Source organism: Bacillus sp. FSL K6-1005 (genome assembly GCF_038000225.1).
GTDB lineage: Bacteria > Bacillota > Bacilli > Bacillales > Bacillaceae > Bacillus > Bacillus mojavensis.
On sequence record NZ_JBBOBP010000001.1, the window covers coordinates 2,312,475 to 2,326,368 of the forward strand.

12 protein-coding genes and 1 pseudogene are annotated in these 13,894 nt (G+C 47.1%); 6 read left to right on the plus strand and 7 right to left on the minus strand.

Annotated features, from left to right (window positions below):
- Positions 1-148 precede the first annotated feature (148 nt).
- Both sat and cysC read left to right on the plus strand, forming a co-directional pair.
- Positions 149-1,318: a sulfate adenylyltransferase gene (gene sat, locus NST16_RS12230; protein WP_168747387.1), complete on the plus strand. Its 1,170-nt coding sequence runs from the start codon at positions 149-151 to the stop codon at positions 1,316-1,318.
- Entirely contained in the window at positions 1,315-1,914 is a 600-nt protein-coding gene (gene cysC / locus NST16_RS12235) for an adenylyl-sulfate kinase (protein WP_010333690.1), read from the plus strand. Before sat ends, cysC begins: the two co-directional genes overlap by 4 nt.
- A gap of 25 nt (positions 1,915-1,939) precedes the next feature.
- On the opposite strand, the gene NST16_RS12240 is transcribed toward cysC, so the two are convergent.
- Positions 1,940-2,743 carry an alpha/beta fold hydrolase gene (locus NST16_RS12240; protein ID WP_168747385.1) on the minus strand — a complete coding sequence of 268 codons (804 nt, stop codon included), beginning with the start codon at positions 2,741-2,743 and terminating at the stop codon, positions 1,940-1,942.
- Between the two features lie 208 nt (positions 2,744-2,951).
- Here NST16_RS12240 and NST16_RS12245 point away from each other — a divergent pair, with 208 nt between their 5' ends.
- Positions 2,952-3,590, plus strand: coding sequence for a pentapeptide repeat-containing protein (locus tag NST16_RS12245; protein WP_168747384.1), 639 nt, complete (start codon positions 2,952-2,954; stop codon positions 3,588-3,590).
- 1 nt (position 3,591) lies between these two features.
- On the opposite strand, the gene NST16_RS12250 is transcribed toward NST16_RS12245, so the two are convergent.
- The gene (locus NST16_RS12250) at positions 3,592-5,064 is read right to left on the minus strand and encodes an aminotransferase-like domain-containing protein (RefSeq protein WP_340888355.1); all 1,473 of its coding nucleotides are present in this window, start codon (positions 5,062-5,064) and stop codon (positions 3,592-3,594) included.
- Positions 5,065-5,167: 103 nt separating this feature from the next.
- On the opposite strand from NST16_RS12250, the gene NST16_RS12255 reads away from it, so the two are divergent.
- Together NST16_RS12255 and NST16_RS12260 are read left to right on the plus strand one after the other, a co-directional pair.
- Positions 5,168-5,776, plus strand: coding sequence for a LysE/ArgO family amino acid transporter (locus tag NST16_RS12255; protein ID WP_340886965.1), 609 nt, complete (start codon positions 5,168-5,170; stop codon positions 5,774-5,776).
- Positions 5,777-5,835: 59 nt separating this feature from the next.
- Positions 5,836-6,345: a DinB family protein gene (locus tag NST16_RS12260; protein ID WP_026014686.1), complete on the plus strand. Its 510-nt coding sequence runs from the start codon at positions 5,836-5,838 to the stop codon at positions 6,343-6,345.
- Positions 6,346-6,397: 52 nt separating this feature from the next.
- Here the strand turns inward: NST16_RS12260 and NST16_RS12265 are convergent, their stop codons facing one another.
- From NST16_RS12265 to NST16_RS12275, 3 genes are all read right to left on the minus strand, one after another.
- Positions 6,398-7,438, minus strand: a complete 1,041-nt coding sequence (locus tag NST16_RS12265; RefSeq protein ID WP_268504842.1) for a Gfo/Idh/MocA family oxidoreductase — start codon at positions 7,436-7,438, stop codon at positions 6,398-6,400.
- A 204-nt stretch (positions 7,439-7,642) separates the two neighbouring features.
- Complete coding sequence (locus NST16_RS12270; protein WP_340886971.1) at positions 7,643-8,665, minus strand: LacI family DNA-binding transcriptional regulator; 1,023 nt, start codon at positions 8,663-8,665, stop codon at positions 7,643-7,645.
- A gap of 17 nt (positions 8,666-8,682) precedes the next feature.
- A complete protein-coding gene (locus tag NST16_RS12275; protein ID WP_010333682.1) occupies positions 8,683-9,546 on the minus strand; it encodes an AraC family transcriptional regulator in 864 nt (287 codons plus the stop codon).
- A gap of 123 nt (positions 9,547-9,669) precedes the next feature.
- On the opposite strand from NST16_RS12275, the gene NST16_RS12280 reads away from it, so the two are divergent.
- Positions 9,670-11,037, plus strand: a complete 1,368-nt coding sequence (locus NST16_RS12280; protein WP_340886975.1) for an MATE family efflux transporter — start codon at positions 9,670-9,672, stop codon at positions 11,035-11,037.
- 29 nt (positions 11,038-11,066) lie between these two features.
- Here NST16_RS12280 and NST16_RS12285 read toward each other — a convergent pair.
- Positions 11,067-11,893: pseudogene (locus NST16_RS12285) on the minus strand (phytoene/squalene synthase family protein).
- Between the two features lie 81 nt (positions 11,894-11,974).
- Positions 11,975-13,819, minus strand: a complete 1,845-nt coding sequence (asnB, locus tag NST16_RS12290; protein ID WP_268446719.1) for an asparagine synthase (glutamine-hydrolyzing) — start codon at positions 13,817-13,819, stop codon at positions 11,975-11,977.
- Between the last annotated feature and the right edge of the window lie 75 nt (positions 13,820-13,894).

Sequence of the window (13,894 nt, forward strand, 5' to 3'; positions counted from 1 at the left end):
CGCTTGTCCTGAAAATGGAGCGCCAGCAGATTTTATTCTTATTCTTGAATGAAGTCTGTATGTGTTACGGTTTCACATTTTCAATTGAAGAAGAAGCCCGTCCAGACTGTTAAAAACAACGTAAATCGCAAAGATGGAGGTTAAGCACGTGAATGCAATCGAGCCCCATGGAGGGGTGTTAATCAACCGCTTCGATCCCGCATGCACTTTTGATGGCTGCACTTGCGAAGCTGAGCTTGATCAGCTGGCACTGAGCGACCTCGAGCTTATCGGGATTGGCGGCTACAGCCCGTTAACAGGTTTTTTGGGAGAAAAAGATTATCATTCCGTTGTGAAAGAGATGAGGCTGGCGAACGGTTTGCCGTGGAGCCTGCCTATTACGCTGCCTGTCAGTGAAGAAACAGCAAAACAGCTGTCTGTCGGAAATCACGTGAAGCTTGTGAAACACGGCGTGACGTACGGCATGATGACAGTGACTGATATCTATCAGCCAGATAAAACACTGGAGGCGCTGTCTGTTTATAAAACAAACGATCCCGCTCACCCCGGAGTGAAAAAGTTGCTGGAGCGGCCGGACTTTTATATTGGAGGGCCTATCCTTGTCAGCCGCTTTCCCGACAAGTCCTTCGAACAGTTTTATGCAGCGCCGGCGGAAACGAGAACGGCCTTTGAAAAGCTCGGCTGGAAAACGATTGTCGGCTTTCAGACGCGAAATCCCGTTCACAGAGCCCATGAATATATTCAAAAAACAGCGTTGGAAACCGTCGACGGTCTGCTGCTTCATCCGCTAGTAGGAGAAACGAAATCAGATGATATTCCGAGTGATATCAGAATGGAAAGCTATCAAGTTTTGCTTGACCAGTATTATCCAAAGGACCGGGTGATGTTATCGGTGTTCCCTGCCGCCATGCGGTATGCCGGACCGCGTGAAGCGATTTTCCATGCGCTCGTCCGCAAAAATTACGGCTGCACCCATTTTATCGTCGGCCGCGATCATGCAGGCGTCGGCAGCTATTACGGAACGTACGACGCACAGACCATTTTCGGATCGTTCACCGAGGAAGAGCTGGGTATCAAGCCGTTGTTTTTTGAGCATAGCTTTTACTGCCGGAAATGCGGAAATATGGGCACCTCCAAAACGTGCCCGCACAGCGCAAGAGATCACATCCATTTATCAGGCACCAAAGTGAGGGAGCTTCTCCGCCAAGGCAAAAAGCCCCCGAAAGAATTCAGCCGGCCAGAGGTCGCAAACGTACTGATAAAGGGGCTCCATCAGCAGCCTGTTGCCATTCAGAGAAACAGCGAGGGATCAGAATGACACATAATCCAAATATCGTTTGGCATCCCGCGGCGATCAAAAAATCTGACAGACAAAGTTTAAACGGACATAAAAGCTGCGCCCTTTGGTTTACCGGTCTGTCCGGCTCAGGAAAATCAGTCCTCGCCAATGCAGTAGATGAAAAGCTCTATCGCATGGGAATTCGGAGTTATGTGCTGGACGGCGATAATATCCGCCACGGATTGAATCAAGATCTCGGCTTTCGGACTGAGGACAGAATTGAAAACATCCGCCGGATTGGGGAAGTCGCGAAGCTGTTTGTCGATAGCGGCCAAATGATCTTAACAGCTTTTATTTCTCCGTTCAGAGAGGATCGGGATATGGTCAGAGCGCTGTTTCCCGACGGAGAATTTCTGGAAATTTATGTGAAATGCCCGCTCCAGATTTGTGAACAGCGGGATCCGAAAGGCCTTTATAAAAAAGCGCGCAACGGAGACATTAAACATTTCACGGGGATTGATTCTCCATATGAAGCACCTCTTTCTCCCGATTTGATCATTGAATCTGACCAAACGTCCATTACGGACGGAGCTGATTTGATCATCAAAGAATTGCAGCGCAAAGGCATTATTTAAAAAACCCGACATTGATCGGGTTTTTTTATTTAGCAAACTGCGCAATCAGGCTGTTGATTTTTTCTTTTTCCTCATAAAAGAGCCCGTGTCCATTGTTTTCAAATGGAACCAATTCCGACTGCTTTATGCCGCGTTTTAATTCTCTAGCAAAATCAAACGGAGCAATTTTGTCCTTTCTGCCGTGCAGGATGAGTGTCGGCACCTTGATGTCTGCCAGATCCTTTCTGAGATCCTCGTCTCTTAACGCAATGCCTGAGTGAATTGTCCCGTAAGAGGAAGCATCCAGCAAAAGGTTCTGAAACCATTGCTGGAACTCCGGAGAGACTTGTTTCTCGAAAAACTGCTTTCCCAGGTCAGCAAGCGTCTTCGGCCGATCGCTTTTGAATTGTTCAATCATGTCATCAATGTCCTGTTTCCTCATGCCGTACGGATAGCCCGGGCGCTTTGTAAATGCAGGCGCGGCAGCTGACAATAAAACCAGTTTATCGATATCGGCGCTCTCATGCCTTGCCATGTAGCGGATCGCAATTGCGCCGCCCATCGAAAAACCGGCAAGAACCGCGTTCTCAAGCTGCAGCGTATAAATGACGGCCTTCACGTCATCTGCCATCGTGTCATAATCGTAGCCTTCCCACGGACGGTCGGAATCCCCGTAGCCCCGAAAATCGATACCAATAAAACGGAAACCTCTTTTCGGCAGCTCATTCATTTGATATTCAAACATCTTATGATTCAGCGGCCAGCCATGCAAAAAAATAATCGGCCTTCCCTGCCCGATATCCTCCACAAACAGTGTCACATGCTCCTCGGTTTTTACGTAATGCCCCACTCCACATTCCTCCTGTTCCCTTTTCTTTCCGGTCTTGTAAACGCCTTGACGTGCTGGAAGCTTTGCATTTATGCTTACAAAACAAGCGGGCTTGCAGCACCCAGAAAAGGCCCTTCACGTTTTACTATATGTATCAATTCGCGTAAACGATCTATGAAATTGATCCTGATAGCTTTAGGTCATTCAGGAATGTAAAGGATGTCAGATGATGAATAAAACAGCGATTCAAAAACCGTACGTACCAGAAAACCTGCAAGTTGCCGATTTTCATGAAACGGCTGCAACAGATGATGTAATCAGCATGCATTTATTTGAAGATTGTTCAATTTCCGGTGAAGACATAGACAGGCTTTGTATTGAAAAAACCGTATTTCGGAATGTCATGTTTATCGATGTTTCCTTTCGTTTTATTGAGCTGACAGATGTGATTTTCGAAAAATGTGATGTATCGAACGCTGATTTCAGCGGGGCTGTTCTTCACAGAACTTTATTTAAGCAATCGAAGATGGTCGGGATGAACCTGGCGGACTCAACGCTGCGGAATGTGTCGTTCGAGGAATGTCATGGACAATTCAGTTCATTTTATTATTCGAACATGAAACACGTTCTGTTTCATCATTGTGTCCTACTGCAAAGTGAATGCAGCAGCATGGCGCTCCAGCAGACACACTTTGATGCATGCGAACTGGAGGGCGCCAACTTTACCGGTACGTCACTTCAAAACGTGGACATCAGCTCCTGCAGATTTGAACAGATCCATGTTTCACTAGACAAATTAAAAGGCTGCAAAATTGCTCCGGAGCACGCAATGGCCTTTGCGAGAGCGCTGGGGGCTGTCATCGTCTAGCTTAAGCCTGTGTCATCAGGCGGCGGGCTGTCTCTGCAGCCGCCTTAATGCCGGTTTTCAGATCGTGAAGAGACGCATAGGAATACGACAGCCGGATGCTGCGCCGGTCTTCGCCGTCATAAACGGAACCGGGGTTCACCAGCACATGCTGTTTCAATAATTCAAGAAACAGCTGCCTAACAGGCAGTTGTTTGTGGAATGTGACCCATATATAAAAGCCGCCGGCTGGAATGCGCCACTCGGCTATATCCCCTGCATACTGCTGAAGAAACTGAAGTGCCTCGTCTCTCCTTTTCTTCAGTTCCACTCTTACCCAAGCGAGATGTTCATCATAATAACCTTGTGACAGCCATTGCGCCGCTGCCCATTGAGACAGGCCGCTTGATCCGTAATCCGTCTGCATTTTAATGTCAGCCAGCCTTTCAATAACTGGTTCCGGGCCGACCAGCCAGCCGATTCGAAGACCGGGGCTTACTGTTTTCGAAAACGTGCCGAGATACAGGACATTGCCTTCCTGATCCATCGACTTTAACGGCAGCGGCGGCTGTTCTTCCAACCACAAATCACCGTACGCATTATCCTCAATGACCGGCAGCTGCTCTTTTTTTGACAAATTGACAACCTCTTCCCTTCTCCTCTCTGACATGACGATGCCAGTCGGATTATGAAACGACGGGATCGTGTAAAGCAGCTGGCCCCCGTATTGCTTCCGGTAAGCTGAAATCAGTCCCGGCTGCATTCCTTCTTCATCCATAGGCACGCCGCGAAGCCGCATCCCTGCGGATTGAAACACATGTAAAGAGTGAAGATAGGATGATTTTTCTGTCAAAATGACTGAATCCCGCTTTAAAAGCCCAATCGAAATGAGCTGGAGCGCCTGCAGTGCGCCGGATACAATTAAAATGGCGGAAGGTGACACATTGATATGCTTTGTTTTTAAATGCTCAGCCACCGCCTCCCGCAGGTTTATATTTCCTTTCGGCTGTTCGTATCCTAAAGACAGGGCAGGCGGATTGATTTGCTGAAACATCCTGCTCATCGTTTCAGCCGGCAGCAGCTCTGGTGAAAGCTCTCCCGTTCCCAGCCGAATGATATCCGCTCGCACCTCGTTTTTATTAATATCCTGAATGATAGAAGAATTGGGATGATGAATCCCTGAGCGGACATAGGTGCTCCAATCAAGCGGCGGAGCTGACGCAAGCACGCTCCATGTGCTGTTTACTACCTTCGTGCCGCCGCCTCTTCTCCCCTCTAACAGACCTTGAGACGCGAGTTCATCAATCGCCGCTGTCACTGTGCTCCGGTTAACCTGAAACATATCCGCCAGCGTTCTTTGCGACGGAATTTTCGTCCCTACAGCCCACTCGCCATGGAGAATTTTTTCTTTTATATATTGCTCGATTTGCCGATGAAGCGGAATGTCCGATTCACGACTCGGCTGCCAATGTGACAACGTTACGCCCCCTTTTTTCATCATTATACATTTGGCTGGGTTCAAAACCAACCAAATGGCCGGAGACATGTAAAATCTTCTCTATTATCATGAGAAAAACAGATGTGAAGGGAGTTTTTTCAGCATGAATGCAATGATTCACGGAATCGTGCTGGCCTTCGGCTTAATTTTGCCGCTGGGGGCGCAGAATGTGTTTATTTTTCAGCAGGGAGCGTGGCAAAGGCATATTTGGCGGGCACTCCCCGCCATCATTAGCGCTTCTATATGCGATACTCTGTTAATTGTTTTAGCTGTCGCAGGCGTATCTGTCATCGTGCAACAGCTGCCTATGTTTGAAACCGTCATCATGACCGGCGGATTTTTGTTTCTTCTCTATATGGGCTGGGTGACTTGGAACAGCCGTCCGAAAGCAAACCAAAATGAGAAACATACGTTCACAGCTAAAAAACAAGCTGCGTTTGCGGCCGCCGTTTCTCTTTTAAACCCACACGCTATTCTGGACACGATCGGCATCATCGGCACGAGCTCGCTCCAATATTCAGGGCTTGAGAAATGGCTCTTTATGACCGCCTGCATCGCTGTGTCTTGGATTTGGTTTATCAGTCTTGCGATAGCGGGCCGGCTGTTTCAGACAATGGATACAAGCGGCAGGCTTATGCTAATCGTAAACAAATGTTCTGCGGTGGTAATGTGGGCTGCCGCCGTCTATTTCTTGTTCTCGATCTTTCGTTAACTGAAGGAAAACACAGCCTAAACATCGAATTCTATTATTTAGAAAAGGGGGCGATGTTTGTGACTGATGCAAGACAGTTTTATGACTACCATTGCTGGGCGAACAAGCGAGTATTGAACCATATCGAAAACCTGCCGGAGGAAACGGCTTATCAAGAAGTAAAGAGCGTATTCCCTTCTGTCAGCGACGTGCTGCTTCATATGTGCAGGGCTGACTACATATGGCTGAAAACTCTTTCAGGAGCAACCTACAAAGAGGTGATAGACAGTGTCGGCAAATTCGAGGCTGCACATCGTAATATGGCAGCGATTAAAGAGCATGTAGCTGAACTGCAGGCACAGTATCATGATTTCTTCAGCCGCCAGACGGACTTTGAACAGCAAGTTTCATTTCAGCATCCGACACATGGAACACTAGAAACAACTTATGCAGACGTCATCCTGCATGTCGTCAACCATGGCACGTATCACAGAGGGAACGTGACCGCAATGCTGAGGCAGCTTGGCCATACAGGTGTACCTACCGATTATGTCTATTATCTATATGAAAAGACAGAAAGCAAGGGCTAAATTGTCCTTGCTTTTTTGATAAGAATTTGCAGGAATACGGAAGCTATAGGTATCATGATAAGGTTGACAAACTAGTGAAAGCACTCTTCTCATCCAACTGTACAGGCCTGCCGCTTCGATACGAATGGGTTGCGGCGATGCCGACTTCTAAATTGATCGTCGCATCGATATCTGTCACAATCGGCGCTTTACCACTCCGGACACACTCAGCAAAATGCTGAAGCTCCAAGCAGTAGGCTTCATGAAAACGAGTTTGAAAGTCTGGGATAATCTCATAGCTGCTCCCTTTAGCGGTCAGGATGGTCACATGTTGATTTCTCAATGTCCCTATGAAAATACTGCCTTCTGTCCCGATAATTTCTGCACGGATGTCATGTCCGTATGGAGAAGTTCTGCTTGCCTCAACGTCCCCAGCTGCGCCGGAATCAAATTCTAAATACGTCAGCGCTTGATCAACATCGCCGTATTGTTCCATAAACGGGTTGTTTAAAATCCGGCCGTGTCCGGAAACAGAAGTAATCTCCGCTCCGAGCAAATAACGGGCAATATCGTAGTCATGGATGGAACAGTCGATAAAGATCCCTCCGCTATGTTTGATAAACTCAGCGGGAGGCGCTCCCTGGTCGCGTGTAAAGCCTTTATAATAAATGGGTTTGCCGATCTCACCCGCATCTATCCGCCGTTTCGCATCCGCATATGCAGGATCAAAACGCCTCATAAAACCGACTTGGCAGATGACACCTGTTTCTTTTATTTTTTCAGAAACCGCCTTTGATTCCTCAAGGCTTAATGTCAGCGGTTTTTCAACGAAAATCTGCTTGCCGTTTTCCGCCGCTTTGATGATCATTTCCCCATGTGTGCTTGTCGGCGTTACGATGACCACTGCATCAATCTCGGGATCTGCTAAAATCTCATGCGGATCCTCCGACCATTTTTCAAGCCCGAATTCTTTAGCGACCTGCTCGGCTTTCCCTTTCATCGGATCACCGACACTGACAAGCTCAGCTCCCGGAACACTGGTCATAAGGTTTCTTGCATGATAGTGTCCCAGTCTCCCTAACCCTAATACCGCGCATCTTACTCGATTCCCCATGTCCTCATCTCCTCATATTCCTTTTTTACCGCCTAATGAAAACGTTTCACCAAAATGCTTTAAAAAAATAGCGGTTTACCCACTATTTGGCTGATATTTATTGCGCAAGCGCTTTCTCAAAAGGTGATTTCATTTTACAATGTCCTTTGTTCCCATGCAATATCTTTTTCGTCTTCTCTGTCAAAAAGAAAAGAACCCGCTGCATTATCGGATTCTTTTCTTGAACGGTGATGTAGAATGTCTGATCACTAGCTCAGGTGATAACACTATTTTTTGTTTTGTCTTTCGTTTTCCTTCGATTTCTTCCGCCAGCAGTTCAATGACGCGCTGCCCCATTTCTTTAATCGGCTGGGCTATTGTAGTCAGGGGCGGATCGACCATATCAGCGAGTATGGTGTTATCAAAACCAATGATGGACAGGTCATCCGGGACTTTCATGCCTCTTATTCTCGCCGCCTGAATGGCAGCACAGGCCAATACATCGTTAAAAGCGAAAATAGCCGTAGGCGTATCCCTGTCCAGCAATTTTCCAGCCTCTTCTTTTCCGCTTTCCAAAGAGAAGCGTGTCGGAATGATCAGCGACTCATCGACCGGCACATTCGCTTCCTCCATCGCCTGCCGGAATCCTTTGACTCTGTCTTTTTCACCTGTCGTTGACCCATCACCCACAATGCAGGCGATCTTTGTGTGGCCCAGTGATAGAAGATGCTTGGCAGCCTCATACCCGCCGAGCACATCATCCATTACGACGATATCCATCGGAAGAAGAGGCTTATCCTGAGAAATCATGGCGAGCGGGATATGTTCGTTAATGATTTCCTCTAAGGCGGCCATGCTGTCATGATTCTCAATTCCTGTCGCAAAAATGATGCCGTCTACGTTTTTTTGCTTTAAGACAGAAAAATATTTCGTTTCTTTTTTCGGATCGTAATCGGTACTGCAAATGATTATCTGAAAACCAAGCTCATCCGCTCTTTCCTCTATGCTTTTCGCGAGCTCGCCGTAAAACGGATTTGAAATATCAGGCGTCACAAGGCCGATAATATTGGTTCGCTTTCCCGTTAAAGCAGCGGCGTGGACATTGGGCGTGTACTCCATTTCCTTCATTACATTCATGACCCTTTGCCTTGTTTTGTCGCTGATACGGCCCGTATGGTTAATGACGCGCGATACGGTCGTGATCGAGACACCCGCCTTCCTCGCCACATCGTAAATTGTCGTTTTCATCTTCATCCCTCGTCTGCTTATTGGACTTTCCGGCTGACAATCTTCCGGTATTCAATTGGTGAAATGCCTTCAATTTGCTTAAAGAGCTTTGAAAAGTATGTCGGGTCCTCCATTCCAATCGTTTCCGCGATGACGCCCATTTTATCATTTGTCGAGGATAAAAGGCGCTTGGCTTCAGTCATTCTCACCCGATTTGTGTATTGGCCCGGCGTGACTCCAAGCACTTGCTGCATGCAGCGGGTCACGTAATCCTGATTATAGTGCAGGGCGAGCGACAGATCCTTGATTGTCGTTTTCTCCTTATAATGCTCCTGTAAGTATCGGGCCGCCTCCCATGCCACCCGCTCTTTTGCAGATGGAATTTGGAACGCCTCTTTTTGCAGGTGCAGCATCAGCTCCTCAAACAAAATTTGTTTTCTGAGCGGCAAATCGGAGTTTTCTGCAGAATAATCAATAAGTCTTTCAAATTGCTGCGCCATAAATTGCGGGCGCTGCACCTTGCCTTTTCTCGGCAATGCAAGTCCGTAGCGGGCCGGTTCCTCGAAGCTCCCCTTTTCCTGCTGAAGCTCTGCCCAATTGCTGCCCCCTTTTGCGGTAAATTCGTATCTATGTTCATCAAAGTGAAGCCAATAATAGGAGGTCGCTTCATCACTGCCCTTTGTCCCATAGTGTTCAAGACCGGGAGAAAGCAAGATATATTCGCCCCCTTCAACGGAGAACGATTTTTCATTTTCAGTGATATATAACGTCCCCTGCTTGACGTATATCAGATCAAATACAGAGAAAACACGTTTGACATGGGTTTCTCCTTTTTTAAAAACACCTTCTCCGGCTGCAATAAACACCGGAAAAGGCGGGACTGTAAACAGGATGCGAGGCAATTTGATCATCCTCCTTTTTAAGTCGGATTTTTGCAAGAAGTATCGTTTCTCTCCCTTTTTATTATAAGGAAATGGAGGTACACTTTAAAACGTTGATTTTATTTACGAAAGGGGTTAGACACTATGAAACAAGCTGTCTTCAAATCAACTGCTTTGAAAAAACCCGCTGACAAATCGTTCTCATTATTTTCGCTTACTTGGCCGATCTTTATTGAGGTCTCATTATATATGTTTATGGGTAATGCTGATACACTGATGCTCAGCCAATACTCAGATAACAGTGTGGCGGCAGTCGGCGTCAGCAACCAGATTTTGAATTTAATTATCGTGATGTTCAGCTTTATCGCAACAGGTACAACTGTTGTCATCTCGCAATTTTTAGGATCCCGGCAAAAGAAAGAAGCTATGGAAGTCGCTTATGTGTCAATCGCAGCCAACTTCTTCATCAGCCTTGCCATCAGCGCTCTCATCTTTTTTGCGGCAGTTCCTCTGCTTCAAATGATGGGATTATCAAATGAGCTGATGCCTGACGCTAAAGTCTTTTTACAAGTTGTCGGAGGTCTGTCCTTTATTCAGGCTTTAATCATGACATTCAGCGCGATCTTAAAAAGCTACGGCCACACAAAGGATACAATGTTTGTCACAATCGGCATGAACATTTTAAACATTGCCGGAAACTTTGTTGTCATTTTCGGTCTGTTCGGCTTCCCTGTTCTCGGCGTTGCCGGTGTTGCCATGTCCACATCTATCGCGCGTGTTATCGGATTAATCGCGATGATTGTCATTGTAAACAAACGCATTCAGCTGAAGATGTCGTTGAAAAAAGTATTTCATATGCATAAAGATCATTTGCGCAAGCTGCTGAAAATCGGCATTCCTTCAGCAGGCGAACAGCTCTCTTATAACCTTTCGCAAATGATTGTCACTTATTTTATTGCCATCATGGGTGCGCAGGCTTTAACAACCAAAGTGTATACGCAAAATATTACGATGTTTATTCTGCTCTTCGGGACTGCGATCAGCCAAGGCACACAAATTTTAATCGGCCGCTATATCGGCGGCAAACAGTTTGACGCCGCATATGAGCGCTGCATGAAAAGCTTGTATTGGGCGATCGGAATCGCTGCGGCCACATCTGTTTTGATGACCATCTTTTCAAAAGACCTTATCGGCATCTTTACGCAAAGTCCTGATATTATTGCCACTGCAAGCCTTTTGATTGCGATGACCATCATCCTTGAACCGGGCCGCTCGTTTAATGTGATTATCATTAACTCCCTGCGCGCCGCGGGGGATGCGAAATTCCCGGTCTACATGGCCATGATTTCCATGTGGGGCATCGGCCTTCCGCTTGCTTATCTATTCGGCATTCATCTCGGCTTCGGGCTTGCCGGTGTATGGATTTCTTTTATCGCGGATGAATGGGTCCGGGGAATTCTCATGTACAGAAGATGGCGCTCACGGATCTGGATTCAAAAAGGTATGGCGTAACACCCGGGCAGAACAAGCCGGGTGTTTTTTTACAGTTTGGACAGAATTAGTTTTACTTCGCTGTCTGTTAAGGCGTGCTTTTGTTCAAAAACATTGTACTGCTCCGCTCGGACTTTTTCCAGAATGGCTCGGTACAGCTGGGCCGCAGCTTTTACCGCTTTTTGAGAATACTGAGGGAAAAGCGGCAGGGCATCCAGGCACTCTTCAAGGTAAGCCTCCGCTTCAAAAGCGATGTACTCCCACGTCAACGTGAACGCTTTATTGACGGTGCCTTTTTGAAGATCGGCCTCTGTATAGCCGAATTGCTGCATCACCTGGCGGGGAATGCAGTTTTTTTGGTGCTGATCCGTGCCAAGATCGTTTAAAATTTGAATCAGCTGTATGGCCAAGCCGAGAGAGACGGCTGCTTGTTTGAGCTGATCTTGATTTCGGCGCGTCAGCATCGGCAGCAGCATTAATCCCGCGTTTCCGCCCGTCTGATATGCGCCCATGAGCAGTTCATCAAGGGTTTCATGCGTCTTCGATTCTTCTTTCTTTGCGGTAAGGAATTCCCGAAAAGGCTCGCTGTCTAATCTAAATGTCTGATACGCATGATCAAACGCCTTCCACAAATCGTGTTTCCCGTTACTTGTTCTTTGAAAAACATGTTCAGCCTCAGCTTCGAATACAGGTAACGCCTCCTCGTCCGCACTGGCTGTCGTATGACAAAACGCCAACACTGCCCAAACAGCTTGTCTTTGCTTCAGCGGGAGAAATGAGAATGCCTTAAAACAGGCTGGCGCGTATTCGCTGACAATCTGTCCGCATTGCTGATAAGCTTCTTTTATTTCTTTCATTCCTATTCACTCCTATGTATTCACTTCTTCAAGTCTATTATGTTTTTTCGCAATTGTATATGAAGAAAGGCCGATTCCTTTTTGCAGAATCGGCCTCTCTTTTATGCTTCTTCAATATCAATTCGATATGCCTCAAACCATGTATGAATTTGGGCAAGATGGGCGATCAGCTGCGGTCCTTTCATCAGCTGTCCGTACCATGGGACCTGAAAGGAGGAGCCTTCCGTCTCTAAAAGCTGATCCAATTGTTTTCTGTCCAGCAGGGTATGGAGCACGGAGTCCTTTTGGCTCCTGATCGCTTTCAGCCACTCGCTGACTCCTTTTGTATATTCAGGATGGTGGGTTTTCGGATACGGGCTTTTTTTACGATATAAGATGTCATCAGGCAAAATGCCTTCAAGTGCTTTTCGCAAAATGCCTTTTTCCCGGTTGTCATGCATTTTCATTTCCCATGGGATATTCCAGACGTATTCAACGAGCCGATGATCAGCAAACGGCACCCGCACCTCAAGGCTCGCCCCCATGCTCATGCGATCCTTACGATCCAAAAGATTGGTCATAAACCATAGCATATTCAAATAGAACAGCTGCCTTCTCGCTTTATCCTCACCTGTTTCACCGTCTAATAATGGCGTTTCGGCCAAGGTTTCTTCGTATTTTGCATATACGTATTCTTTCAAATTCAATTTTTTCTGCCACGAATCGGAGAGCAGCTTCATCCGCTCTTCTGTCGATCTCATCCACGGAAAACCGGACTCAACGTCCGCTGTATGGAACCAGGGATAACCGCCGAAAATCTCATCCGCGCATTCTCCTGACAGGCTGACGACAAAGTCCTTTTTGATTTCACGGCAAAACCACAATAGAGACGAGTCGACATCAGCCATTCCCGGCAGGTCTTTGACCAGAACGGCTTCCTCCAAATGATCGACGAGATCTTTTTGGCTGATGACACATTTATGGTGCGTCGTGCCGAAGGCCTCTGTCATTTTTTCAATCCACGGCCCGTCGTCATTCGGCTGAAAGGCGCTCGCCTGAAAAAATTTATCGTTTTCTTCGTAATCAATCGAATAAGTATGAAGCGGGGCTTTTCCTTCCTTTTCAAAATGACCTGCGGCAATGGCGGTAATGGCACTCGAATCAAGTCCTCCGGATAGGAACGTACAAACCGGAACATCCGACACAAGCTGCCGCGTCACCGCATCCTGAAACAATGATCTCACATTGGCCACACTGTCTTCAAAGCTGTCCGTATGTTTCTCGCTTTTGACATTCCAATAACGCCATATGTTCAGACCGTCTTTAGAAAACGTCAGCGCGTGGGCCGGCCGGACTTCTTTTATGCCTTTAAACACGCCTGTACCCGGAGTTCTGGACGGTCCAAGCCCGAAAATTTCCGAGAGACCCGTTCTGTCCACCCGCGCTTTCACCTCGGGGTGTGCGAGGATGGCTTTGAGTTCCGATCCGAAGAGAAAAGAAGAGCCTTGCTCCGTATAAAAAAACGGCTTCACGCCAAGACGGTCCCTCGCCGCAAACAGCAAATCACGCTTTTCATCCCACACGGCGAAGGCGAAAATGCCGTTCAAATGATCTACACAATCCTCCTGCCATTCAATGTAGCTGTGCAGCAATACCTCGGTATCAGACGTCCGCTCGAACTGATGACCCCGCGCCCGCAGCTCTTTGCGCAGATCTTCCGTGTTATACAGCTCACCATTGTAAATAATTGTGTACGTATCCCCTTTATAGGTGCATGCCATCGGCTGGCGTCCGCCTTCAATATCGACAACCGCAAGCCTTTTATGTCCGAATAAAACATGGTGCTCTCCCCAAACGTTAGAATCATCAGGCCCCCGTTTGGAAAGAGTGTCTGTCATTCTGTTCATCGTTTGTTTTTCTTGGACGAGCTGCTTTTTAAAGTCGACCCAACCCGTAATTCCACACATGTGATATCAGCTCCAATCCCGTTTCTATCGGTATCAAATTCGTTTCTTTCAGCACCTTAGTAAGTTTATGCATCT

What these genes read in the sequence shown, in the direction of transcription:
- cysC (WP_010333690.1), top strand. Translation starts at nt 1,315, where the DNA reads ATGACACATAATCCAAATATCGTTTGGCATCCCGCGGCGATCAAAAAA.
- NST16_RS12245 (WP_168747384.1), top strand. Translation starts at nt 2,952, where the DNA reads ATGAATAAAACAGCGATTCAAAAACCGTACGTACCAGAAAACCTGCAA.
- NST16_RS12250 (WP_340888355.1), bottom strand. Translation starts at nt 5,064, where the DNA reads ATGAAAAAAGGGGGCGTAACGTTGTCACATTGGCAGCCGAGTCGTGAA.
- NST16_RS12255 (WP_340886965.1), top strand. Translation starts at nt 5,168, where the DNA reads ATGAATGCAATGATTCACGGAATCGTGCTGGCCTTCGGCTTAATTTTG.
- NST16_RS12265 (WP_268504842.1), bottom strand. Translation starts at nt 7,438, where the DNA reads ATGGGGAATCGAGTAAGATGCGCGGTATTAGGGTTAGGGAGACTGGGA.
- NST16_RS12270 (WP_340886971.1), bottom strand. Translation starts at nt 8,665, where the DNA reads ATGAAAACGACAATTTACGATGTGGCGAGGAAGGCGGGTGTCTCGATC.
- NST16_RS12280 (WP_340886975.1), top strand. Translation starts at nt 9,670, where the DNA reads ATGAAACAAGCTGTCTTCAAATCAACTGCTTTGAAAAAACCCGCTGAC.
- asnB (WP_268446719.1), bottom strand. Translation starts at nt 13,819, where the DNA reads ATGTGTGGAATTACGGGTTGGGTCGACTTTAAAAAGCAGCTCGTCCAA.